The organism is Azospirillum agricola, from assembly GCF_020005195.1.
In the GTDB taxonomy this organism is placed as follows: Bacteria; Pseudomonadota; Alphaproteobacteria; order Azospirillales; family Azospirillaceae; genus Azospirillum; species Azospirillum agricola.
Genome location: NZ_JAIFZR010000005.1, coordinates 890,444 through 912,074, shown reverse-complemented (window position 1 = coordinate 912,074; position 21,631 = coordinate 890,444). Strand labels below are relative to the sequence as shown.

Genomic DNA, 21,631 nt, shown 5'->3' with positions numbered 1-21,631 from the left:
GGCGGCCGGTGCTGTTTTGTCGCAGGAGGCGTCCTTGCGGGAAGGCGCCGTCAGGCCCGCGCCCGCAGGTAGGGCGTCATCCGCCATTCCGCGTATTTGATCAGGCGGGAGGCGAGGAAGTTCAGCAGCAGGTAGATGGCGCCGGCCAGGATGAAGATCTCGAACACCGCGAAGCTCTGCGAGATGATCTTGCGGGCCAGCCCGGTGACCTCCAGCAGCGTGATGGTGCTGGCCAGCGAGCTGGCCTTGACCATCAGGATCACCTCGTTGCCGTAGGCCGGCAGCATCTGGCGGACCGCCACCGGGAGGACGATGCGACGAAAGGCCAGCGCCCGCGACATGCCGCAGGCGCGCGCCGCCTCGACCTGCCCCAGCGGCACCGACAGGATGGCGCCGCGCAGGATCTCGCTGGTGTAGGCGCCGGTGTTCAGCGTCAGCGCCAGGATGGCGCACCACATCGGCTCGCGCAGGAAGGGCCACAGAACGCTGTCGCGCACGAACTCGAACTGGCCGAGCCCGTAGTAGATCAGGAAGATCTGCACCAGCAGCGGCGTGCCGCGGAACACGAAGACGTAGGCCGTGGTGAGGATTTCCGCAACGCGGTTGCCCGACAGGCGCAGCAGCGCCGTGACGAAGGCGACCACGGCGCCCAGCAGCAGCGATCCGCCGACCAGCTCCAGCGTCACCGGCAGGGCGCCGAGCAGCTTGGGCAGGCTGTCCCACATCAGTTCCCAATCCATCAGCTCAGGCCCTCCGGACGCCGCGGTTGGCGTGCCGCTCCGCCCGCTCGAACAGCGCGGTCGAGACGGTGGTGAGCAGCAGGTAGAGCACCGCCGCGGTGGTATAGAACAGGAACGGCTGCCGGGTGGAGCCGGCGGCGACGTGGGCGACGCGCATGATCTCGGCCAGCGCCGTCACCGAGATCAGGGCGGTGTCCTTCAGCGTGAGCTGCCAGACGTTGCCGAGGCCGGGCAGGGCGTAGCGCAGGGTCTGCGGCGCCAGGACGCGGCGCAGGATCAGCCAGCGGCTCATCCCGCAGGCGCGCGCGGCCTCGATCTGGCCGGGGGGCACCGACTGCACCGCGCCGCGGATGACCTCGGTCGAATAGGCGCCGGAGATCAGCCCGACGGCGGCGACGCCGATGCTGAAGGCGTTGATCTCGATGTAGCCCTCGTAGCCGAACACCCCGGCGACGGCCATGATCATGCCGCTGCCGCCGAAGAACAGCAGGTAGATGACCAGCAGCTCGGGCACGCCGCGCACGACGGTGGTGTAGATTTCGGCGATGCCGTTGAGGAGGAGGCTGTGGCTGAGCTTGGCGGCGGCGCCCGCCGATCCGAACAGGATGCCCAGCGCGAAGGACGACACCGACACGGCGATGGTCATCGCCAGCCCGGTCAGGAGCTGTCCGCCCCAGCCGTTCGGTCCGAAGGAAAGAAGTTCGAGCATGGGCCGCTCAGGTAAGGATCGGGGTGGGTGGACAGCCGCTCCGCCTTCCGTCCGACGCGTCATGCCCGTGCTCGGCACGGGCATCCACGGGCGAATCCCAAGGTTCCGCGTGGATGACCGGGGCTGGCCCGGTCATGACGGACGGTGCGGATGGAGAGGCCGTGTTCGCTCGTATCCTTACTTGATCGCGATGTCGTAGCCGAAATGCTGGGTGCTCAGCTTGGTGATCGTGCCGTCCTTGTTGGCGTCGGCGATCGCCTTGTTGAGCTTCTCCTTCAGGTCCTTGTCGGCCTTGCGCAGGCCGACGCCCACACCCTCGCCCAGCACGCCGCGCGAGAAGGCCGGGGCCCACAGGGTCATGTTCTTGGCCGTATCGGCGTCGAGGATGGCGGCCACCGCCGACCGGTCGCCGAAGATCGCGTCGACGCGGCCGGCGGCCATGTCGATGCCGGCGTTGTCCAGCTTGTCGTAGGTGCGGACCGTCACCTTCGGCAGCAGCTTCTCCATGAAGTTGGCCTGGATGGTGGAGGTCTGGACGCCGACCGTCTTGCCCTTCAGCACCTCGTCCAGCTTGGCGATGGCGGCCTTGCCTTCGGGCGTCTCCTTGGTCAGGTCGTAGCGCTCGACGTCGAACTTGGTCCCGGCCAACGGCGAGGTCTTCAGGATGCCGAACATCGACGGCTCGGTGCCGTAGGGGTTGGTGAAGTCGATGACCTTCTTGCGCTCGTCGGTGATCGACATGGCGGCCATGATGCCGTCGTACTTGCCCTGCTGGAGCGCCGGGATGATGCCGTCCCAATCCTGGGCGACGATCTCGCACTCGGCCTCCATGCGCTTGCACAGCTCCTTGGCGAGGTCGATCTCGAAGCCGACCAGCTTGCCCGACGGGTCGGTGGCGTTCCACGGGGCGTAGGCGCCCTCGGTGGCGATGCGGACCTTCTTCCAGTCCTTGGCCTCGGCCGCACCGCCGGTGACCGCCATCAGGGCGCCGAGCGCCAGAGCCGCAACGATCTTCTTCACGGGAAAACTCCTCTGTTCGGTTTGCCCTTGTTCAACACGGGCGGTTCGGTTCGCACACGCTTTCGAGCGTCACGATTTCCTGGAAAAGTTTCAAGCGAAAGGATGCCTCAGGCCGCCCCGGACAGGTGGCGGGAGAGGAACTGCCGCACGCGCTCCGAATCGGGGTTGGTCAGCACCTTGTCCGGCGCCCCCTCCTCCTCGATGCGGCCCTGGTGCAGGAAGACGACCTTGGACGCCACCTCGCGGGCGAAGCCCATCTCGTGCGTCACCAGGATCATGGTGCTGCCCTCGTCCGCCAGCTGGCGGATGACGCGCAGCACCTCGCCGACCAACTCGGGGTCGAGCGCCGAGGTCGGCTCGTCGAACAGCATCACCTTGGGCTGCATCGCCAGCGCCCGCGCGATGGCGGCGCGCTGCTGCTGCCCGCCGGAGAGCTGGATCGGGTAGGAGTCGGCCTTGGACAGGATGCCGACCTTGTCCAGCAGCATGCGGGCGCGGTCGACGGCCTCCGCCTTCGGCACGCCCAGCACATGGACCGGCGCCTCGATGACGTTCTGGAGGATCGTCATGTGGGTCCACAGGTTGAAGCTCTGGAACACCATGCCGAGCCGGGTGCGCATCCGCTCCACCTGCCGGGCGTCGGCGGGGACGGTGACGCGGCCGTTGCGGATCTTCTTCAGGCCGATCGATTCGCCGCCGATGACGATGCGGCCGTCGTCGGGGATCTCCAGCATGTTGATGCAGCGCAGAAGCGTGCTCTTGCCCGATCCCGACGAGCCGATCAGCGTGATGACGTCGCCTTCCCGCGCGGTCAGCGACACCCCCTTCAGCACCTCCAGCTCGCCGAACCGCTTGTGAAGATCCTCCACGACGACGGCGGCGGGGGCGGTGTCGCTGACGGGCGGGTGTCGGTGCATGCGGGAAACCGGCGGTGGTTGTGGACTGACCAATGCGGCACAGGCTAGACCGCCGCGTGTGGGTTCCGCAACGCGGATTTCACAGCGTCGCCCGTGTCTTCTTCACAAAAGGGTGTCTTCCTCACAAAAGGGTGCCGTCACCACAAAAGCAGGACGATGACCTGAGGCGCCAGGATGCGCAGGCACATCGACAGCGGGTAGACGGTGGCGTAGGCCAGCGCCGGCGCCTCCGACGCCATCAGGGCGTTGGCGTAGGCCAGCCCCGGCGGGTTGGTCTGGGCCCCGGCCAGGACGCCGCAGATCGTCAGGAAGTTCAGCCGCATCACCCCGCGCGCCACCAGCCCGGTGACGACCAGCGGGACCAGCGTCACCAGCACGCCCCACAGCATCCAGGGCCAGCCGGCCCCGCTCGCCAGCGTCTCGACGAAGCGGTCGCCCGACGCGATGCCGAGCACGGCCAGGAACAGCACGATGCCGATCTCGCGCAGCGCCAGGTTGGCGGCCGGCGGCATGAACCAGACGAGCGGGCCGATGTGGCCGATGCGCGCCAGCACCAGCGCCACGATCAGCGGCCCGCCGGCCAGCCCCAGCCGCAGCGGCGCCGGCATGCCGGGCAGGAAGATCGGGATGGCGCCCAGCGCCGCCCCCAGCGCGATGCCGAGGAACACCGGGATCATCTCGACCTGCTGGAGCCGGCGTTCGGAATTGCCGAAGACGCGGCCGACGGCGCGCAGGCTGTCGGGCTTGCCGATCACCGTCAGGATGTCGCCGAACTGAAGCTTCAGCGCGGCGTTCGGCACCAGCTCGACGCCGGCCCGGTTGACCCGGCTGACCACCACGTCGTGCGCGTCCTGGAGATTCAGCGCGGCGATCGACTTGCCAAGCACGCCGTTGGCGGTGACGACGATGCGCTCCCAGCGCAGGTCGGTGCCCTTGGTGGTGAGGGGCACGTCCGATTCCTGGCCGAGCAGGGCGCGCGCCTCCTCCAGCCTCGGGCGCGGACCGACGACGTGCAGCACGTCGCCGAGCCTCAGCCGGGTCGCCGCGTGCGGCACCTGGAGACGCCCGTCGCGCAGCAGCCGCGAGGCGATGACCCCCAGCGACTCCAGCCGCGTCACCTCGCCGAGCGTCACGCCGTCCAGCGCCGGGTTGCGCACCGCCAGATCCATCGTCTCCAGCGCCGACACCTCCGAGCGGCGGCAGTCCTCGAAGGCCTTGGCCTCGGCCTCCGGATCGATGCGGAACAGGATGCGGACGGCGGCCATCGCCAGCAGGTTGCCGGCGATGCCGAAGGGGTAGGTGACGGCGAAGGCGAGGCCGGGAAGCGCCATCACCGCGGCGCCTGCCCCGACCTCCTTGAGCACCTGCTGGCTGGCGGCCAGCGCCGGGGCGTTGGTCACCGCGCCGGCGAAGACGCCGAGCGACGAGCCCAGCGACAGGAGGCCGCTCGCCGCCAGCAGGGCGGTCAGCAGGACGCTGAGCCCGACCATCAGCAGCGCCAGCAGGTTCAGCGTCAGCCCGGTCCGCCGCAGGGCGGCGAAGAAGCCGGGGCCGACCTGGATGCCGATGGTGTAGACGAACAGGATCAGGCCGAAATCCCGGATGAAGTCCATCATCTCCGGGTTGAAGGTGACTCCGCCCTCCTTGGCGAGGTGGCCGCCGGCGATGCCGGCGAACAGCACGCCGCCGATGCCCAGCCCCACCCCGCGCAGCTTGATGTGCCCCAGCGCCAGCCCGACGGCCGAGACCAGGCCCAGCACGAAGACCACCCGCGCGATGGGGGGCATGGCGAGAAAGACGTCCGCGAGCGCCGGCATGATTCGGTGTCCAGTTTCCACGAAGGGGAGCGTCGCGGGGCGGCCGCCCCGGACCCGCCCACCGGTCGGCGGGCGGCCACACCCTGTCGCAACCGGCGGCGCCCGCCATTGATTCAAAACAACTCTTCGCCGCGACGGCGCATCGGTCACGGTTCTGTCACCGAAGACGGGCGGCGCCGGGCCGGGGCCGCTGCAATCGATCAAAATTTTGCCACTTTCTTGGATTAGTCGTAAGGGCAACCAATCGGCAGCCGCATCAGGGTGCGAACCGGCGTCCCCCCTAACGCCCGCACCGGCGAGTTGCCGGCCGAGCAGTTCCCAGCCAGACCCCGGCTGGACGCGCGGCCATCGCGAGAACCCCCTCGCGATGGCCGTTTCTTTTTTGCGGCTTTCTTTCTCCGGTCCCGCGGGCGGGCTGTGCTATAGCAGCGCCTCCGCCCCGCCACAGCGACCCCCGATAGCCGCCATGCCTGTTTTCGCCGGATCCGAGCTGAGCTGCCTGCGCGGCGACCGGCTGGTCTTCACCGGGCTGGAGTTCAGCCTCGCCCCTGGCGGCGCCCTGGTGCTGCTCGGCCCCAACGGCAGCGGCAAGTCCAGCCTGCTGCGGGTGATGGCCGGCCTGCTGAAGCCGATCCGCGGGCGCTTGAGCTGGGACGGGGTCGCCGTCGCCGACGAGCCCGAGCAGCACCGGACGAAAATCCAGTATGTCGGGCATCTCGACGCGGTGAAGCCGGTGCTGACGGCGGCCGAGAATCTCGCCTTCTGGGCCGCGCTGGGCGGCGCCGCCGACCCGGACGCCAACGCGCGCACGGCGCTGGAGCGGCTGGGCGTGCCGCACATCGCCGCCGTGCCCGGGCGCTACCTGTCGGCCGGGCAGAAGCGGCGGCTCAATCTGGCCCGCCTGCTGGCGGCGCCCAAGCCGCTGTGGCTGCTCGACGAGCCGACCGTGGCGCTCGACCGCGCCGCCATCGCGCTGTTCGAGGGGCTGATCGCCGAGCATCGCGCCGGCGGAGGCATGGTGGTGCTGTCGACCCACACCGACATCGCGACCCCCGGCGGCGAGGAACTGCATCTGGACGATTTCGCGCCCTACGCGGACGGCGACGATGGTGACGGCGACGATGGCGTCGATGGGGACGAGGAAAGGGAGGACGCGGCGTGAACCGCTTTTTGCGACTGGTCGGGCGCGACCTGCGGCTGGCGCTGCGCCAGGGGTCGGACGCCACCATCGCCGTGATGTTCTTCGTGCTGTGCGTGGTGCTGTTCCCCTTCGGCGTCGGGCCGGAGCCGAACATCCTCGCCCGCATCGCGGCCGGCGTCATCTGGGTGGCGGCGCTGCTCGCCTCGCTCTTGTCGCTGGAACGGCTGTTCCTGACCGACTACGAGGACGGCTCGCTGGAGCTGCTGTCGCTGTCGTCGCTGCCGCTGGAGGCGGTGGTGGTCGCCAAGACGCTGGCGCACTGGCTGGTGACCGGCGTGCCGCTGATCGTCGCCGCCCCGTTGCTGGCGGTGCTGCTGAACATGGACGCGGCCGGTTTCGGGGCGCTGGTGCTGACGCTGCTGATTGGCACGCCGATCCTCAGCCTGATCGGGGCGATCGGCGCCGCGCTGACGCTGGGCGCGCGGCGCGGCGGGGTGCTGCTGTCGCTGCTGATCCTGCCGCTCTACATCCCGGTGCTGATCTTCGGGGCCGGCGCCATCGACGCCGCCATCAATAGCCTGACGCCGCGCCCGCACCTGCTGCTGCTCGCCGGCATCCTGGCGGCGGCGCTGCCGCTCGCCCCCTGGGCGGGGGCGGCGGCGCTGCGGCAGGCGGTGGAGTAGGGGCGGTCCGGAGTCGCCGTTCAGGATTTCGGCGGCAGCAGCGCCTCGATCGCCTCGCGCACGCGGTCCGACTCGGGGTCGGTGACGGTGGAGAACCAGGACATCAGCCGGCCGTCCGGCCCGACCAGATATTTGTGGAAGTTCCAGCGCGGCTTGGCGAGGAAGCCCAGCTCGTCGCCGGCCCAGCGGTAGAAGGGGTGGGCGCCGTCGCCCGACACCACCGTCTTGTCGGCCAGCGGGAAGTCGATGCTGTAGTTGACCTCGCAGAAATCCTTGATGGTCGCGGCGCTGCCCGGCTCCTGCCCGCCGAAATCGTCGGACGGCACGCCGACCACCACCAGCCCGCGGTCGCGATAGCGCTGCCACAGCGCCTCCAGCCCCTTGTATTGCGGGGTGAAGCCGCATTGCGAGGCGGTGTTCACCACCAGGACGGCCTTGCCGGCGAATTGCGCCAGCGGCAGCGGCTGGCCGTCGATGCCCTTGAAGATGAAATCATGGGCGCTGGCGGCCAGGGCGGCGACCGGCCCGGCCAGGACGAGCACGGCGGCGAGCGCGGCGGCGCGGAAGGAAGGACGGGAGGTCATCGCGGGCGGTCCGTTGGTGGGGCGTTGGGGAAGGGCATGCCGGTTCTACGGCCGGGCCGCCATGCCGGATCACGACGCCGCACGCGAACCATCCGCGCCCCGTTCAGCCGTGCCTGGCCTTCCTGGCCCTCTTCGGTTTGGACGGCGGCTTCGGCGGGGCCGTCAGGCTCTTCAGGAAGGCGGACTGGTTGCGCTTCGCCGCGTTGGCGAACAGGACGCTCCAACAGCCGATCGCCTGATTGGCCATCCGGTTGGTCATGGACAGCCAGAGGCTGCGCGGGCTGCCTTTCATCGTCGGTCCTCCGTTGGGGCTGGTGTCGGGGCTGGACATTCGGACTCTCCGTCCAACAGAGCCGCAGGCCGAAGGGTCCACATCTTTCGCACCCGCGAAACCCTCCGTTGCGCCGTTGCCCGGACCGCTCCGGGCCTTACCCTGACGGTTCCGTTGCCCACCGCTTGGGAAGACGCCGCCATGCCACCCACCGAACGCGCCCGACGGCTGAGCCGCGCCCTTCAGGCGCGCTTCCGCATCGACCTGTTCTCGACGCTGGTCGAGCGGGATTTCGAGCGCCAGCTGACCGACGCCATCCTCGCCGCCGAACGGACCGCCTTCCAGCGTGGCCGGGATTCCGTCCTCGGCCAGCCGGCCGCCGCTTTGCCGGATGGGCGGCGGGACGGCGATCCGCCCCTTACCGCGACGCTCCCGCGGTCATCCGCTGGCGAATCCGGCTCCACGTCAGCGTGACGCCCGCCCGTTCGGCGCAGCCGTAGTGCCAGGCGCGGTTCTGGGCATCGCCAGCCCAGTGCGGCTCCCCGCTGCGGATCGGTTGCCCGCAGGAGCAGCAGACCGGCGTGTCGCCGCCGCTGTCCGCGCTCCTGTCTTCGGATCGCGTGAGCGGTGGCCGGTGCATGGTGAGCGTCATGTCGAATTCCCCTTGTGCCGCCGTCCCCCGGCGATGACGGGGCGGAGAATGACGGTGCGGTGCGGCAAAACCAACGTCACGAAGGGATAGGAAAACCCGTCTCCTGCCCCCTGGGGGTATGCCGTGAGGGGTGCCTCCTCAGGGAAAGCCGAAGGATTCCACCAGTGTCGCCCCCGATAACCGTACAGCTTGGCGAAAGTCCGTCCTCCCCTGTGGCGGGAGCAACACAGCGCCGTCTCCGCCGTCTTCCCGCCCCGCCCCGAGCGGCCCGCGAGCGGAGGGAAACCGCCACGCGGCGGAGCGCCCGTGGCCATGCGCGGCGTGACGGTCCGGCAACAGGCGGCGATGCGGCCGCGCTCACGCCTCTCCCATCGGAGGGTACGGCCGGAGGTGTGTCACAAGGGCGGCGCATTTCCGCCCGGACTTGATCACGCCCCGCTTCAGATCCGGTTAACCACCGGCGCCTAGGGTCCGACGCCTTTGCTGCAACGCGGCATGACCACAAGGCGAAAGCGACCCGATCATGGTGTTCCTGCTTCATCACCTGCCGTCCCTGTCCGATCTGATCCAGGCGCTGTCCCTGGTGACGGTGACGGGTTTCGCCGGGCTGGCGCTCGGCACACTGTCGACCCTGATGACCGACCGCCGGGCGATCCTGGCGGCGCAGGCGGCGGCCTCCCTCCTGTTCGTCATCCATTTCCTGTGCCTGGGCGCCCGCACCGGCACGCTGATGTGCGTGCTCGGCCTGGTCCAGATGGCCGCCTCCTACCCGCGTCGGCGGTCCTGGCGGCTGAACGCGCTGTTCGCCGCGACCCTGCCGGCCGCGCTGGTGGTGGCCGCCCTGACGTGGCAGGGGCCGATGTCGGCGCTGTCGGCCGGCGGCTTCATCCTGGCGACGCTGGGGCGCTGGCAGACCGAGGTGGCGGCGATGCGCCTGTTCTTCCTGTCGGCGACGCTGGTCGGGGCGGGGCACAACGCGCTGGCCGGCTCAGTCTTCGGGCTGGGATCGGACGTCATGGCGCTGGCTGGCCATTCCTGGAGCCTGTGGCGCGCCCGTACCCGGCGGCCCGTGGCGGCCGTCTCCCCGCCGGCCTCGCTGGCCGCGGCCTGACGGTCCGGAGCGCGGCGGGGGAGTCCGATGGGCGACCCCGGCCGGTCCGGGAACCTTTGGCGGGGCCGGAGGTTGTGCTGCGGTGGGGCAGCGCGCACGGGAGGGCAGCCGTCATGGAAAAGAACGAGATCGTCGACACGCTCAACGACCTCATCCGCATCGTCGAGGACAGCCACGAGGGCTACCGGCAGGCCGCCGAAAGCGCCGACGCCGACGACCTCAAGGCCCTGTTCAACGATCTGGCGGCCCAGCGCGGCGCCATCGTCCGCGAGCTTCAGCGCCTCGTCGCCGAGCAGGGCGGGGCGCCGGACATGGGCGGCACGATGCTGGGCGGCGCCCACCGTTTCTTCCTGGAACTGAAGGCCGCCGTGATGGGCCACGACCGCGCCGCCATCATCACCGAGGTGGAGCGCGGCGAGGACGAGTGCATCCGCCTCTACGACGTGGCGCTGTCCAAGGATCTGCCGCTGCCGATCACGGCGGTGGTCGCCCAGCATCTCGACCGCATCCGGGTCGACCGTGACCGCATGGCGGCGTTGCGTGGCGTCGTGGTGTGATGTTGCGACGCAGCATTGCCGAGGGGGAGGGGTGGGCGTAGGCTGGCCGCCTCACGTTCCACCGTTTCCTTCGAGGACGCATCCATGATTGCCGACGATCTGGTCACCCAGGGCGCCTTCGCGCTGTACCGGGCGGAAAACCCGCACCGTGTCGCGGAGTTCGCCAAGGCCGCCGACGCCGACGCGGCCATCGCCGCCGACTTCGACGCCTACAAGCCGCGCTACCTGCGCAAGTTCCAGGATTTCAGCGCCAGCCTCGCCGTCCTCGGCCTGACGGTCACCCGCGCGGCCTGACGACCGCCATCCTCCAGGGGGACGGCGCTGCCTGCGCGCGGCGCCGCTCCGCCCCGGCGAGGACGGCGCGCCGCCCGTCGGCGTCCAGCCCGCCCCACGCCTTGATCTCCCCGATGCTGCGGAAGCAGCCCAGGCAGACGTCGGCCCCGTCCAGCGTGCACAGCCGCACGCAGGGCGACGGGACATGGTTCTCGTCCACGGCCATGCCGGTTCCTTCGCGTCGTCTCCGCCCCGCCGGCCACCATGACAGCCGCCGCCCGAGGTCACAAGCGCCGCCCCTCCAAGCGCCCGAAACTCTTGGGAAAGGCTTGGCCGCTTGGCTATACTGCGGCCATGGCCCGCATGCTGTTCCTTCGCGACATCGACGTCGACGTGCAGTTGCGCTGCCGTGCCTGCGGGCATGGCGGCATCCTGCCGCGTTCCATCCTGGAACGGCGTTTCGGCCCGAACTATCCCGTGCTGTCCATCGCGCCGCACTACCGCTGCTCGCGCTGCGAGGCCCGCGACACCGAAAGCCGGCCGGCGGTGCCGGACCGTTTCGCCGGGGATGCGGCGCCTCCCCCCGACGATCTCTCCTTCGACGCTCCCTTGGCCGCCCTCCAGGGGTTGCTGGCCTCGGTCCGCGGTTCGGAGAAGCCCGCCGCCGCCAGGGCCGCCGTTTCCCCGCCGCCCTGGAGCGGGCTGGACGATCCCGAGGATTCCCTGCCGGCCTTCAAGCCGTTCGCGGCGCCGAAACCGCTGGTGGCCGCGCCGGGGCCGGCTGCGATCGATCTGGCCGAAACCGATCTCGCCGAAACGGATCTGGCCGAAACCGATTGGGACGAACCGCCCCCTGTCCGGTCTCCCGCCTTCGGCAAGGTCACGCGCGATCTGGAGGAGCTTGCGGCCGACGGCCCCGCCGACGCGGACGCGCGGCCGCTGTGGGAGCCGGTGTCGCTGGCCGACATGGCCGCCCGCCTGGACAGCCGCCAGGGGGAGCCGGCCGGCGAGACCGGCTTCGAACCCGCCGAGCGGGATGTGGCGACCGCCGGGGCGGACGAGGGTCCGCTCGACGAAACCCTGGCCGCCATGCGCCGTTTCTTCGCCGACGCCGATCTGGCCGATGCCGACCCGGAGGACGCCGGCCGGCGGGCCGCGCCGAAACCCGCCCTGGTGGATGAGGCCGTGAACGAGGCGGGGGACCGGGACGACGGAGACGACGGGGATGGGGACGACGATTCCGATCTGCCGCCGGTCTTTTCCCACAAGGTGTTCGCGCGCACCGGGTTCGACGATTCCGACGAGGATTGGGACGAGGTCGATGTGTCCGGCGACGATTCCGGGTGGGGCGGGGATGAGGCCGGTGGGGAAAGCGGCGAGGAGGAACCCGCCGACGAGGACATCGTCGCCTTCGCCATCCGCGATCCCGAACGGCCGGCGCCGTCTCCCAAGGCCGAGCGCCCGGCGAAGCCGGTGCCGGCCAACGACGGCGACGGCTTCGACAGGACCCTGGCGGCGCTGCGCTCGATGATCGAGGACGCGGCGGTCGAGCCGAAGCCGGTGCCCATCCGCCGCAAGACCCGTCCGTCCGCCGAACCCCCCGCGCCGCCGGACGACCCGAAGGACTCCGGCCATGCCGGTGCCGAATCCGCCATTTTTGACGCCGCCGTTCCGGACGAGCCGCCCGCCGTCAAGGCTCCGGGCAAGGTGGGCCGGGCGGCGAAGGCGGGGGGAAGCCCCAAGCGCTCGGCCCAGGAGCGCGAGATCGAGGAGGCCATGAGGGCCTTGCGCGATCTGGTCGAGGACGACGATCCGCCCCTCTCCAAACCGCTTCCCGCCAAGCCGGCGGTCGTCGTCCGGCCGTCCTTCGGCCGCGCGGAGGAGTTTCCGGCCGCGGACTCCCCGGAGGAGGCTCCGATGGAGCTTTCGCCCGAGAAACCCGCGCCGCCCGCCGGGAAGAAGCGCGCGGAGGCGGACAGCGACTCCAGCCCGCTCAGCAAGACCATCGCGGCCCTGCGGGGCATGCTGGAGCTGGACGGACGCCGCAAGCGCTGAGCGGCGGGACCCAGCGGCCGGGCTCAGCCGTTTTCCGCCAGGACCGCCCCGGCGAGATAGAGGGATCCGCAGATCAGCACGCGGGCCGGGCCGTCGCGCCCTTCCGTCAGGCTGGCGAGCGCTTCGGCGACGCCGGCGGCGGCGGCGGTGTCCTGGATGCCGCAGGTCCGCCCGGCCTCGGCCGACTCCTCGGCGGTCAGCGAGGCCTCCTCGCCGGGAATCGCCACGGTGCGCATGGCGTGGGCGAAGGGGGCCAGCGGGGCGAGGAACTCATAGGGGTCCTTGCTCGCCAGCATGCCGTAGATCAGCAGCAGCGGGCGCGGCGCTTCACCGGCCGCCCCGGAAGAGTCTCCGGAGGCGTCCGGGGCGGCCGCCCAATCGACCGCCTGCCGGGCCAGCACCTCGCCGGCCGAATCGTTGTGGCCGCCGTCCAGCCACAGCTCCCAGTCCACCGGCAGGGCCTCGACCAGCGGGCCGCGCCGCAGACGTTGCAGCCGCGCCGGCCATTCCACGGCGGCCAGCCCCCGGATCACCGCCGCGTCGTCCACCGCCAGCGGCAGATGGTCGAGGCAGGCCAGCGCCAGCCCGGCGTTGCCGATCTGGTGCGCGCCGGGCAGGCCGGGCATCGGCAGGTCGACGCGGCGCTTCGCGCTCTCGAAACGGAAGCCGCCGGGCTGCGGCGTGGCGCTCCACTCCTGGATCGGCGCGCCGATGGCGCCGGCCCGCAGGCTCAGCGCCTTCAGCGCGTCGGCGGCCGGTTGCACGGCCAGCACCACAGGAACGCCCGGCTTGAAGATGCCGGCCTTCTCGCTGGCGATCTCCATCAGCGAATTGCCGAGGAACTGCCGGTGGTCGTAGGAGATGCGGGTGATCGCCGTCACAGCCGGCCGGTCGACCACGTTGGTGGCGTCGAGCCGCCCGCCCAGCCCCGTCTCCAGCAGCACGACGTCGGCCGGCACGCGGGAGAAGGCGAGGAAGGCGGCGACCGTCGTCACCTCGAAGAAGGTGATCGGGCCGCCGGCGTTGGCCCGCTCGCACTCCTCCAGCAGGGAGGCGAGGTGGTCGTCGTCGATCAGGGCGCCGGCCAGCCGGATGCGCTCGTGGAAGCGCACCAGATGCGGCGAGGTGTAGACATGGACCCGGTAACCCGCTGCCTCCAGCATCGCCCGCAGGAAGGCGACGGTCGAGCCCTTGCCGTTGGTGCCGGCGACATGGACCACCGGCGGCAGCCGCCGTTCCGGATGGCCGAGCGCCGCCAGCAGCCGGTGCACGCGGTCCAGCGACAGGTCGATGACCTTGGGATGCAGCCCCTTCAGGCGCTCCAGCACGGGGTCGGAACGGGTCGGGCCCATGGTCGGAGCCTTGGTCGGATCGGTCATGGCGGCCGCGCGGGGTTGGAAGACGTGTCGGGGTCAGTCGTCGCCGGCCTGGATCGCGGCGGGGTGCGCGGGCGGGATGATCTCGGCCTCGACCGCCTGGGCGGCGACGAAGTCGGTGTCGTCCGGCTCGGCCCGCCGGGGCCGGGTCAGCAGGTCGATGACGCGGGTCAGCGTGCCGCGCAGCTCGCGGCGGTGGACGACCATGTCGACCATGCCGTGCTCCAGCAGGTATTCGGAGCGCTGGAAGCCTTCCGGCAGGGTCTCGCGGATCGTGCTCTCGATGACGCGGGCGCCGGCAAAGCCGATCTGCGCGCCCTTCTCGGCGATGTGGATGTCGCCCAGCATGGCGAAGGAGGCGGTGACCCCGCCGGTCGTCGGGTCGGTCAGCACGACGATGTAGGGCAGGCCGGCTTCCTTGACCATCTCCACCGCGATGGTGGTGCGCGGCATCTGCATCAGCGACAGGATGCCTTCCTGCATGCGCGCCCCGCCCGAGGCCGGGACGACGACCAGCGGCGCGTTCTTCGCCACCGCCAGCTTGGCGGCGGTCAGCAGCCCCTCGCCGACGGCGATGCCCATCGAGCCGCCCATGAAGCCGAAGTCGAAGGCGGCGACCACGGCCGGCTGGCCGCCGATCCGCCCGTCGCCGACGACGATGGCGTCGGTGCGGCCGGTCTTGGTCTGGGCTTCCTTCAGGCGGTCGGTGTAGCGCTTCTGGTCGCGGAACTTCAGCGGGTCGGCGACCGACTTGGGCAGCTCCACGCCGTCATAGGCGCCGTCGTCGAAGATCGATTCCAGCCGCTTGATCGGGTCGAGCCGCATGTGGAAGCCGCAATGCTGGCAGACGTGCAGGTTCTCTTCCAGCTCGCGGTGGAACAGCATCGCCTCGCAGCTCGGGCACTTGTGCCAGAGGTTGTCGGGAACCTCCTTGCGGGCGTAGAGGGCGCGGATCTTGGGACGGACGTAGTTGGTGAGCCAGTTCATGGAACGCCTTTCAACGGCACGGCGATGCACTGAATCCCGCTGGCGGTCGTCGCCGCGTCGGGCGATGGGGCCGGCCGGTCGCCGTGAGCGATCGTGTTGCCGGTGTCGTAATGCTCTTTCCGGCGCTTGTAAACCGTTCCGCCCGAGTCAAAGGGCGGAACGGTCCGGCGCGGCTTTCGTCAGCCGCGCGCCCCGCGCACGCCGTCGGCCAGTTCGCGGACGAAGCCCAGCACGTCCTCGATCGTGCCCGGCTTGACCTTGCCGTCGGCGTCCAGCCCGTCGGCCAGACGGGTGACGATGGCCGAGCCGACCACCGCCGCGTCGGCGACGCGGGCGATCTCCGCCGCCTGCTCCGGCGTCTTGATGCCGAAGCCGACGGCGACCGGCAGGGCGGTGTGGCGCTTCAGCCGCGCGACCGCCGCGTCGACGGCGGTGTTGGCGGCGCTGGCCGTGCCGGTGATGCCGGCGATCGACACGTAGTAGATGAAGCCGGAATTGTTGGTCAGCACCGCCGGCAGCCGCTGGTCGTCGGTGGTCGGCGTCGTCAGGCGGACGAAGCTGACCCCGGCCTTCAGCGCCGGGATGCACAGCTCGTCGTCCTCCTCCGGCGGCAGGTCGACGACGATCAGCCCGTCGACCCCGGCCGCCTTGGCGTCGGCCAGGAAGCGGTCGACCCCGTAGGAATCGATGGGGTTGTAGTAGCCCATCAGGATGATCGGGGTGTCGGCATCCCTGGTCCGGAAGCCGCGCACCAGCTCCAGCGTCCGGCGCACCGACATGCCGCCGGCCAGCGCCCGCAGCGAGGAGGCCTGGATCGCCGGGCCGTCCGCCATCGGGTCGGTGAAGGGCATGCCCAGCTCGATCAGGTCGGCGCCGGCCGCCGGCAGCCCGTCGAGCAGGGCCTGGCAGGTGGCGGCGTCGGGATCCCCGGCGGTGATGAAGGTGATCAGGCCGGCGCGGCCTTCCGCCTTCAGCGAGGCGAAACGGCGGGCGATGCGGCCATCGGCAATCGGATCGGCGCTCACAGGGAAACTCCCAGATGCTGGGCCACGGAAAAGATGTCCTTGTCGCCGCGGCCGGACAGGCACAGCACCATCAGATGGTCCTTCGGCAGGGTCGGCGCGCGCTTGATGACCTCGGCGAGGCCGTGGGCGGATTCCAGCGCCGGGATGATGCCCTCGGTCTTCGCGCAGAGCTGGAAGGCCTCCAGCGCCTCGGCGTCGGTGGCCGCCGAATACTCGACCCGGCCGGCATCGTGCAGCCAGCTGTGCTCCGGCCCGACGCCGGGATAGTCGAGGCCGGCGGAGATGGAGTGGCCTTCCAGGATCTGGCCGTCCTCGTCCTGGAGCAGGTAGGTGCGGTTGCCGTGCAGCACGCCCGGCCGGCCGCCGTTGATCGAGGCGGCGTGGTCGAGCGGCCCCTTGTCGATGCCGCGCCCGGCGGCCTCGACGCCGACCATCTTGACCGTCGGCTCGTCGAGGAACGGGTGGAACAGGCCGATGGCGTTCGAGCCGCCGCCGACGCAGGCGATCAGCGAGTCGGGCAGCCGGCCCTCCAGCTCCTGCATCTGGGTCCGCACCTCGTCGCCGATGATCGACTGGAAGTCGCGGACGATGGTCGGGTAGGGATGCGGGCCGGCGGCGGTGCCGATGATGTAGAAGGTGTCGGCGACGTTGGTGACCCAGTCGCGCAGCGCCTCGTTCATCGCGTCCTTCAGCGTCTTGGCGCCGGAGGTCACGGCGCGCACCTCGGCCCCCAGCAGCTTCATGCGGAAGACGTTGGGCGCCTGGCGGGCGATGTCGGTCTCGCCCATGTAGATGACGCAGGGCATGTCGTAGAGCGCGCAGACCGTCGCGGTCGCCACGCCGTGCTGGCCGGCGCCCGTCTCGGCGATGATGCGGGTCTTGCCCATGCGCCGGGCCAGCAGGATCTGGCCGATGCAGTTGTTGATCTTGTGCGCGCCGGTGTGGTTCAGCTCCTCGCGCTTGAAGTAGATCTTGGCGCCGCCGAGATGCTGCGTCAGGCGCTCCGCGTAATAGAGCGGGTTGGGGCGGCCGACATACTGCTTGAGCTGCTGGCGCATCTCGCCTTCGAAGGCGGGGTCGGCGCGGGCCTCGTGGTAGGCCTTCTCCACGTCGAGGATCAGCGGCATCAGCGTCTCGGCGACGAAGCGGCCGCCATAGACGCCGAAATGCCCGCGTTCGTCGGGACCGGAACGGTAGCTGTTGGGTATGGTCATCGTCTGCGAAACCGCCTGAAGCGAAGGGCTGGAGCGAGGGGCGCACGCCGCCAAGGGCGCCACCATACCGGCGCGGCGCGCCGATTTGAAGCGTCCGCCCATGGCATCGGGGCCGTGCGGCGCGGGAATTCGCCGCCCGCTACCCCGTTCGGCGGCGATGACGATCGGAAATCCGGTGCGGGAGGGCGGATCCCGGCCGGAGCGGCGTGGACGCGCCGCCCCGGCGCTCCTACAGTGAATCCGTCCGTCCGCCTTTCCGGAAAGCCCGTTCCATGCCTTCGCCGCTTCTCCCCACGGAACCGGAGCCGACCGCGCCGCGCCGCATCCTGGTCGTCGAGGACAGCCCGCTGAACCAGACGCTGGTCACCGCCATCCTGGCCCCCGCCGGCTACCGGATCGAGACGGCCGGCAACGGGCTGGAGGCGGTGATGGCGGCGCAGGACGGCGGTTTCGACCTGATCCTGATGGACGTGTCGATGCCGGAGATGGACGGGCTGACCGCCACCCGCCTGCTGCGCGGCCTGCCGGGGGCGGCGGGGAGGGTGCCGGTGGTCGCCATGACCGCCGACGTCGGCGACGGCGACCGCGCCCGCTGCCGCGAGGCCGGGATGAACGACCATGTCGGCAAGCCGATCGACCGCGCGCAGCTTCTCGACACCGTGGCGCGCTGGCTGAGGCCGGCGGCCGAGCGGGAGATCCCGGCGCCCTGCGCGGCGGCGGCGGCGGACGAGGACGGCGGGGTGCTCGATCCGGAGGTGTTGACGCAACTCGGCCAGGATCTGGGGGCGGAGCTGCTGGGGGAGGTGCTGCGGCAGTTCGTCGCCGAGACGCGGGAACGGGTGGAGCGCATCGCCGGCCTGTCCGACCTCGCCCTGCTGACGCGCGAGGCGCACACCCTGAAAAGCACGGCGGGGACCTTCGGCGCCCGCTCCCTCTGCGCCGCCGCCCGCGCCCTGGAGATGGCCTGCCGCGACGGCGCCGCGGCCCCGGCGGAGGCGCTGCGCGGCGACATTCCCCGCCTTGCCGGCGAGGCCATCGCCGCCTACCGCGCCGCCGGCTATCTCGATTGAGGCGTCAGCCGCCGCTCACTCGACGACGCTGATGTTGACGGCGGAATCCTTGCCGTTGTTGCCGCGCGACACCTCGAACTGCACCCGCTGGCCTTCCGACAGCGCGTGCAGGCCGGACCGCTGGACGGCGGTGATGTGGACGAACACGTCCTTGGCCCCGGCCTCCGGGGCGATGAATCCATAACCCTTGGTGGTGTTGAACCATTTCACGGTGCCGGTGGTCATTGGGCTTCTCCCTGGATGATCGGTCGCTGACCGCCGGCAAAGCACGCGTCGGACAAGCGAAACCAAGACAATGTGCGGGGAAGCTAGCCGCAGGCTGCGGTTGCGGGCAATTCCGTCTCACGACATAGGCCTATCGACGGTGGACGGCGCGCGGGAAATAAGCCGATTGCGACCCGGCTCGATCCATCGGTGCTGTTGGTGGTCTTTCCACTATTGTGCTGCACCGCCAGAAAAGGGCGGTCAGAGCTTGCCTTCCGCTTGCCAGGCTAGGCGCTTGCGGTAGATGGTCGAGGCGCTGATCTGCAACAGGGCGGCGGCGCGCGGGATGTTGCCGTCGCACGCGGCGATGGCGTCCTCGATGGCGTCCTTCTCGACCTCCCACAGCGGCTTGATCGCGTCGGGGGTCAGCGGGGCGGGGGGACGCGCGGCCGGGGCCGCCGGGCCGGGAGCCGGGGTGGCGGCCGGCGTTCCTGGAGATCCCGGGGCCGGCGACAGGCTTCCCAGCGGCGCCGGCAGCATGTCCAGCCGCACCGTGTCGCCGTCGTGCAGGACCGCGACGATGCGCACGACGTTCTGCAACTGCCGGACGTTGCCCGGCCAGTGGTAATGGCGCAGCGCCTGCTCGGCCTCGGGGGAGAACTGGAGGAAGCCCTTCTTCTCCTCGGCCGCGAAGTCCGCCAGGTAATGGCGGGCGATCTCCAGCACGTCGTCCTCGCGCTCGCGCAGCGGCGGCAGGTGGATGGGGATGACGTGCAGGCGGTAATAGAGGTCCTCGCGGAACCGCCCCTCCTCGACCTCGCGCAGGGGGTCGCGGTTGGTGGCGCAGACGATGCGCAGATCGACCTTCTCCAGCTTCGAGCCGCCGACCGGCGTGAAGGTGCCGGTCTGGATGAAGCGCAGCAGCTTGGTCTGGAGGTCGGGGGCGAGCTCGCAGATCTCGTCGAGGAACAGGGTGCCGCCGTCGGCGCGGGCGGCCGCCCCCTCGCGGTCGGCGACGGCGCCGGTGAAGGAGCCCTTCACGTGGCCGAAGATCTCGCTTTCCATGAGATCCTTCGGGATGGCGCCGCAGTTGATGGCGATGAAGGGCCGCGAGGCGCGCTGGCTCTGCCGGTGGATCGCCTCGGCGCAGACCTCCTTGCCGGTGCCGGATTCGCCGGTGATGAAGACGGTGGCGCGCGACGAGGCCGCGCTGTCGACGATGCGGTAGACCGCCTGCATCGCCAGCGAGGAGCCGATGAAGCCGTGGTAGCGGGCGCGCCCGAGATCCTTCTCGAAGCTGTCGACGATCTGGGCCAGCCGCAGCCGCTCCACCGCGTTGCGCACGGTGACGACCAGCCGGTCGGCGGAGAAGGGCTTGACCAGGAAATCGTAGGCGCCGTAGCGCATCGCCTCGACCGCCGCCTTCACCGATCCGTGGGCTGTGATGACGATGACGGCGCAGGGCAGGGCCTGGGCGTTGATGCGCTTCAGCACCTCCATCCCGTTCATGTCGGGAAGCTGGAGGTCGAGCAGCACCACCTTCGGCGCGCCGTCCTCCAGCTGCGCCAGCGCGTCGGCCCCCGTCTCCACCGCGATGACGGTGTGCGATTCCTTCTTCAGGAACTCCGCGTAGACGCGGGCCAGCGACGGGGTGTCCTCGATCAGAAGGACGGGAATGGAACCGACGGGCATGCGGGAGCGGCACGCTGTGAATGGATGAGCGGGAAGCTCGGTGTCTTCCTCTCTAGCAGATCTTTCCCGAAATCTCAGCCCGTGCAAACACCGATGCCGCGAGAAACGAACAAAAACTTCCCGCGTAGCAAAATTGCGCGCCGGGACGGCGCTTGTCGCGGCCGGCGCGATGGACTATCAGCAGCCGGTGGGGGGAGGCCCCCCGATCCAACCCGGCAACGGAGGCGGCCTTGGCCGATCACGCCATTCTGTCCGGCAAGCGCGTGCTGCTGGTGATCGCGGGGGGCATCGCCGCCTACAAGTGCCTGGATCTGATCCGCCGCCTGCGTGAGCGCGGGGTGTCGGTGCGCGCCGTGCTGACCGCGGCGGGGGCGCGCTTCGTCACGCCGCTGTCGGTGCAGGCGCTGACCGAGAGCACCGTCCACCAGGATCTGTGGTCGCTGACCGACGAGTCGGAGATGGGCCACATTCAGCTCTCGCGCGCCGCCGACCTCGTCGTCGTGGCGCCGGCCACCGCCGACCTGCTGGCGCGGATGGCGGCGGGCATGGCCGACGATCTGGCGGCGACGGTGTTGCTGGCGACCGACAAGCCGGTGCTGGTGGCGCCCGCGATGAACGTGCGGATGTGGCTGCACCCGGCGACGCAGGCGAACATGGAGCTGCTGGAGCGGCGCGGCGTGCTGCGGGTCGGCCCCAACGACGGGGTGATGGCCTGCAACGAGTTCGGCCCCGGCCGGATGGCCGAGCCGATGGAGATCATCGACGCCATCGCCGCGCATTTCGCGGCGGACAAAAGCGCCGCGCATTTCGCGGCCGACAAAAGCACCGCGTCCGCCATGACGGACGCCCCGCCGAAGCCGCTGGCCGGCAAGCGCGCGATCGTCACCAGCGGCCCGACCCACGAGCCGATCGACCCGGTGCGCTACATCGCCAACCGCTCGTCGGGCAAGCAGGGCCACGCCATCGCCGAGGCGCTCGCCCGGCTGGGCGCGGCGGTGACGCTGGTCAGCGGCCCGACCCGGCTGGCCGACCCGCCCGGCTGCACGGTGGTTCCCATCGAGACGGCGCGCGAGATGCTGGCGGCCTGCGAGGCGGCGCTGCCCGCCGACATCGCGGTCTGCGCCGCGGCGGTCGCCGACTGGCGCGTCGTCGGCCTGTCCGACCGCAAGCTGAAGAAGGACGGCGGCGGCCCACCGACCCTGGCGCTGACCGAGAATCCCGACATCCTGGCGACCCTGTCGCAGGCGGGGGAACGGCGTCCGGCGCTGGTCGTTGGCTTCGCCGCCGAGACCGGCGACGTGATCGCCTATGCCACCGCCAAGCGCGCCCGCAAGGGCTGCGACTGGATCGTCGCCAACGACGTGTCGCTCGGCACCACGACCTTCGGCGGGGCCGACAACACCGTGCACCTGATCCGCGAGGGCGGGGTGGAATCCTGGCCGACCATGGGCAAGGACGCCGTCGCCGCCCGGCTGGCCGAGGCCATCGCCGAGCGTTTCCGGGCGGGGTGAGGGGGCGCGCTCCATGTGCCCC

At 70.7% G+C, this 21,631-nt stretch carries 23 protein-coding genes; 9 read left to right on the top strand and 14 right to left on the bottom strand.

All coding sequences use genetic code 11. The features are described from left to right. Positions 1-50 precede the first annotated feature (50 nt). The 5 genes from JN22_RS19235 to JN22_RS19215 all read right to left on the bottom strand — a co-directional run bounded on the left by JN22_RS19235 (position 51) and on the right by JN22_RS19215 (position 5,203). Positions 51-740, bottom strand: coding sequence for an ABC transporter permease (locus tag JN22_RS19235; RefSeq protein WP_085555478.1), 690 nt, complete (start codon positions 738-740; stop codon positions 51-53). A gap of 4 nt (positions 741-744) precedes the next feature. Next, positions 745-1,449 carry an ABC transporter permease gene (locus tag JN22_RS19230; protein WP_085555477.1) on the bottom strand — a complete coding sequence of 235 codons (705 nt, stop codon included), beginning with the start codon at positions 1,447-1,449 and terminating at the stop codon, positions 745-747. A gap of 177 nt (positions 1,450-1,626) precedes the next feature. Next, complete coding sequence (locus tag JN22_RS19225) at positions 1,627-2,469, bottom strand: lysine/arginine/ornithine ABC transporter substrate-binding protein (RefSeq protein WP_085555476.1); 843 nt, start codon at positions 2,467-2,469, stop codon at positions 1,627-1,629. 107 nt (positions 2,470-2,576) lie between these two features. Further along, positions 2,577-3,386, bottom strand: coding sequence for an ABC transporter ATP-binding protein (locus JN22_RS19220; protein ID WP_085555475.1), 810 nt, complete (start codon positions 3,384-3,386; stop codon positions 2,577-2,579). A gap of 137 nt (positions 3,387-3,523) precedes the next feature. Beyond that, the gene (locus tag JN22_RS19215; RefSeq protein ID WP_211099673.1) at positions 3,524-5,203 is read right to left on the bottom strand and encodes a putative transporter; all 1,680 of its coding nucleotides are present in this window, start codon (positions 5,201-5,203) and stop codon (positions 3,524-3,526) included. Between the two features lie 466 nt (positions 5,204-5,669). Between JN22_RS19215 and ccmA the strand changes: the two genes are divergently transcribed. Continuing rightward, entirely contained in the window at positions 5,670-6,365 is a 696-nt protein-coding gene (gene ccmA / locus JN22_RS19210; protein WP_085555474.1) for a heme ABC exporter ATP-binding protein CcmA, read from the top strand. Continuing rightward, complete coding sequence (gene ccmB, locus JN22_RS19205; RefSeq protein WP_085555473.1) at positions 6,362-7,027, top strand: heme exporter protein CcmB; 666 nt, start codon at positions 6,362-6,364, stop codon at positions 7,025-7,027. Before ccmA ends, ccmB begins: the two co-directional genes overlap by 4 nt. A 20-nt stretch (positions 7,028-7,047) precedes the next feature. Here the strand turns inward: ccmB and JN22_RS19200 are convergent, their stop codons facing one another. Both JN22_RS19200 and JN22_RS19195 read right to left on the bottom strand, forming a co-directional pair. Beyond that, a complete protein-coding gene (locus JN22_RS19200) occupies positions 7,048-7,611 on the bottom strand; it encodes a glutathione peroxidase (RefSeq protein WP_085555472.1) in 564 nt (187 codons plus the stop codon). Positions 7,612-7,714: 103 nt separating this feature from the next. Further along, positions 7,715-7,942 carry a hypothetical protein gene (locus JN22_RS19195; RefSeq protein WP_143268361.1) on the bottom strand — a complete coding sequence of 76 codons (228 nt, stop codon included), beginning with the start codon at positions 7,940-7,942 and terminating at the stop codon, positions 7,715-7,717. A 141-nt stretch (positions 7,943-8,083) separates the two neighbouring features. On the opposite strand from JN22_RS19195, the gene JN22_RS19190 reads away from it, so the two are divergent. The 4 genes from JN22_RS19190 (at position 8,084) to JN22_RS19175 (ending at position 10,496) form a co-directional block, all read left to right on the top strand. Beyond that, on the top strand, positions 8,084-8,356 hold the full coding sequence (locus JN22_RS19190) for a hypothetical protein (RefSeq protein ID WP_085555470.1): 273 nt from the start codon (positions 8,084-8,086) through the stop codon (positions 8,354-8,356). 701 nt (positions 8,357-9,057) lie between these two features. Continuing rightward, positions 9,058-9,645, top strand: a complete 588-nt coding sequence (locus tag JN22_RS19185) for a YgjV family protein (RefSeq protein ID WP_085555469.1) — start codon at positions 9,058-9,060, stop codon at positions 9,643-9,645. Positions 9,646-9,758: 113 nt separating this feature from the next. Next, positions 9,759-10,202: a ferritin-like domain-containing protein gene (locus JN22_RS19180; protein WP_085555468.1), complete on the top strand. Its 444-nt coding sequence runs from the start codon at positions 9,759-9,761 to the stop codon at positions 10,200-10,202. An 84-nt stretch (positions 10,203-10,286) separates the two neighbouring features. Then, entirely contained in the window at positions 10,287-10,496 is a 210-nt protein-coding gene (locus tag JN22_RS19175) for a hypothetical protein (protein ID WP_085555467.1), read from the top strand. On the opposite strand, the gene JN22_RS19170 is transcribed toward JN22_RS19175, so the two are convergent. Beyond that, entirely contained in the window at positions 10,480-10,701 is a 222-nt protein-coding gene (locus JN22_RS19170) for a DUF1289 domain-containing protein (RefSeq protein WP_085555466.1), read from the bottom strand. The genes JN22_RS19175 and JN22_RS19170 overlap by 17 nt on opposite strands. A gap of 137 nt (positions 10,702-10,838) precedes the next feature. Between JN22_RS19170 and JN22_RS19165 the strand changes: the two genes are divergently transcribed. Next, positions 10,839-12,530, top strand: coding sequence for a hypothetical protein (locus tag JN22_RS19165; RefSeq protein WP_143268360.1), 1,692 nt, complete (start codon positions 10,839-10,841; stop codon positions 12,528-12,530). Positions 12,531-12,553: 23 nt separating this feature from the next. Here JN22_RS19165 and JN22_RS19160 read toward each other — a convergent pair whose 3' ends face one another. From JN22_RS19160 to trpB, 4 genes are all read right to left on the bottom strand, one after another. Next, positions 12,554-13,909, bottom strand: coding sequence for a bifunctional folylpolyglutamate synthase/dihydrofolate synthase (locus tag JN22_RS19160; RefSeq protein ID WP_085555464.1), 1,356 nt, complete (start codon positions 13,907-13,909; stop codon positions 12,554-12,556). Between the two features lie 33 nt (positions 13,910-13,942). Beyond that, the gene (gene accD, locus JN22_RS19155) at positions 13,943-14,893 is read right to left on the bottom strand and encodes an acetyl-CoA carboxylase, carboxyltransferase subunit beta (protein WP_085555463.1); all 951 of its coding nucleotides are present in this window, start codon (positions 14,891-14,893) and stop codon (positions 13,943-13,945) included. 179 nt (positions 14,894-15,072) lie between these two features. Further along, the gene (gene trpA, locus JN22_RS19150; RefSeq protein WP_085555462.1) at positions 15,073-15,918 is read right to left on the bottom strand and encodes a tryptophan synthase subunit alpha; all 846 of its coding nucleotides are present in this window, start codon (positions 15,916-15,918) and stop codon (positions 15,073-15,075) included. Continuing rightward, positions 15,915-17,132, bottom strand: a complete 1,218-nt coding sequence (gene trpB, locus JN22_RS19145; RefSeq protein ID WP_085555461.1) for a tryptophan synthase subunit beta — start codon at positions 17,130-17,132, stop codon at positions 15,915-15,917. The genes trpA and trpB overlap by 4 nt, the downstream gene beginning before the upstream one ends. Positions 17,133-17,404: 272 nt before the next feature. Between trpB and JN22_RS19140 the strand changes: the two genes are divergently transcribed. Then, positions 17,405-18,202 (top strand): response regulator, encoded by a 798-nt coding sequence (locus JN22_RS19140; RefSeq protein WP_085555460.1) that lies wholly within the window; start codon positions 17,405-17,407, stop codon positions 18,200-18,202. A 15-nt stretch (positions 18,203-18,217) separates the two neighbouring features. On the opposite strand, the gene JN22_RS19135 is transcribed toward JN22_RS19140, so the two are convergent. Both JN22_RS19135 and JN22_RS19130 read right to left on the bottom strand, forming a co-directional pair. Beyond that, complete coding sequence (locus JN22_RS19135; protein WP_085555459.1) at positions 18,218-18,427, bottom strand: cold-shock protein; 210 nt, start codon at positions 18,425-18,427, stop codon at positions 18,218-18,220. Positions 18,428-18,667: 240 nt separating this feature from the next. Then, on the bottom strand, positions 18,668-20,098 hold the full coding sequence (locus JN22_RS19130) for a sigma-54-dependent transcriptional regulator (protein WP_085555458.1): 1,431 nt from the start codon (positions 20,096-20,098) through the stop codon (positions 18,668-18,670). 230 nt (positions 20,099-20,328) lie between these two features. Here JN22_RS19130 and coaBC point away from each other — a divergent pair, with 230 nt between their 5' ends. After that, the gene (coaBC, locus tag JN22_RS19125; protein ID WP_085555457.1) at positions 20,329-21,609 is read left to right on the top strand and encodes a bifunctional phosphopantothenoylcysteine decarboxylase/phosphopantothenate--cysteine ligase CoaBC; all 1,281 of its coding nucleotides are present in this window, start codon (positions 20,329-20,331) and stop codon (positions 21,607-21,609) included. Positions 21,610-21,631: the final 22 nt, after the last annotated feature.

What these genes read in the sequence shown, in the direction of transcription:
- JN22_RS19160 (WP_085555464.1), bottom strand. Translation starts at nt 13,909, where the DNA reads ATGACCGATCCGACCAAGGCTCCGACCATGGGCCCGACCCGTTCCGAC.
- JN22_RS19165 (WP_143268360.1), top strand. Translation starts at nt 10,839, where the DNA reads ATGCTGTTCCTTCGCGACATCGACGTCGACGTGCAGTTGCGCTGCCGT.
- JN22_RS19235 (WP_085555478.1), bottom strand. Translation starts at nt 740, where the DNA reads ATGGATTGGGAACTGATGTGGGACAGCCTGCCCAAGCTGCTCGGCGCC.
- JN22_RS19185 (WP_085555469.1), top strand. Translation starts at nt 9,058, where the DNA reads ATGGTGTTCCTGCTTCATCACCTGCCGTCCCTGTCCGATCTGATCCAG.
- JN22_RS19135 (WP_085555459.1), bottom strand. Translation starts at nt 18,427, where the DNA reads ATGACCACCGGCACCGTGAAATGGTTCAACACCACCAAGGGTTATGGA.
- JN22_RS19220 (WP_085555475.1), bottom strand. Translation starts at nt 3,386, where the DNA reads ATGCACCGACACCCGCCCGTCAGCGACACCGCCCCCGCCGCCGTCGTC.
- JN22_RS19175 (WP_085555467.1), top strand. Translation starts at nt 10,287, where the DNA reads ATGATTGCCGACGATCTGGTCACCCAGGGCGCCTTCGCGCTGTACCGG.
- JN22_RS19130 (WP_085555458.1), bottom strand. Translation starts at nt 20,098, where the DNA reads ATGCCCGTCGGTTCCATTCCCGTCCTTCTGATCGAGGACACCCCGTCG.
- JN22_RS19180 (WP_085555468.1), top strand. Translation starts at nt 9,759, where the DNA reads ATGGAAAAGAACGAGATCGTCGACACGCTCAACGACCTCATCCGCATC.
- ccmA (WP_085555474.1), top strand. Translation starts at nt 5,670, where the DNA reads ATGCCTGTTTTCGCCGGATCCGAGCTGAGCTGCCTGCGCGGCGACCGG.
- JN22_RS19215 (WP_211099673.1), bottom strand. Translation starts at nt 5,203, where the DNA reads ATGCCGGCGCTCGCGGACGTCTTTCTCGCCATGCCCCCCATCGCGCGG.
- JN22_RS19195 (WP_143268361.1), bottom strand. Translation starts at nt 7,942, where the DNA reads ATGTCCAGCCCCGACACCAGCCCCAACGGAGGACCGACGATGAAAGGC.
- JN22_RS19190 (WP_085555470.1), top strand. Translation starts at nt 8,084, where the DNA reads ATGCCACCCACCGAACGCGCCCGACGGCTGAGCCGCGCCCTTCAGGCG.
- JN22_RS19230 (WP_085555477.1), bottom strand. Translation starts at nt 1,449, where the DNA reads ATGCTCGAACTTCTTTCCTTCGGACCGAACGGCTGGGGCGGACAGCTC.
- JN22_RS19140 (WP_085555460.1), top strand. Translation starts at nt 17,405, where the DNA reads ATGCCTTCGCCGCTTCTCCCCACGGAACCGGAGCCGACCGCGCCGCGC.
- JN22_RS19170 (WP_085555466.1), bottom strand. Translation starts at nt 10,701, where the DNA reads ATGGCCGTGGACGAGAACCATGTCCCGTCGCCCTGCGTGCGGCTGTGC.
- accD (WP_085555463.1), bottom strand. Translation starts at nt 14,893, where the DNA reads ATGAACTGGCTCACCAACTACGTCCGTCCCAAGATCCGCGCCCTCTAC.
- JN22_RS19200 (WP_085555472.1), bottom strand. Translation starts at nt 7,611, where the DNA reads ATGACCTCCCGTCCTTCCTTCCGCGCCGCCGCGCTCGCCGCCGTGCTC.
- trpB (WP_085555461.1), bottom strand. Translation starts at nt 17,132, where the DNA reads ATGACCATACCCAACAGCTACCGTTCCGGTCCCGACGAACGCGGGCAT.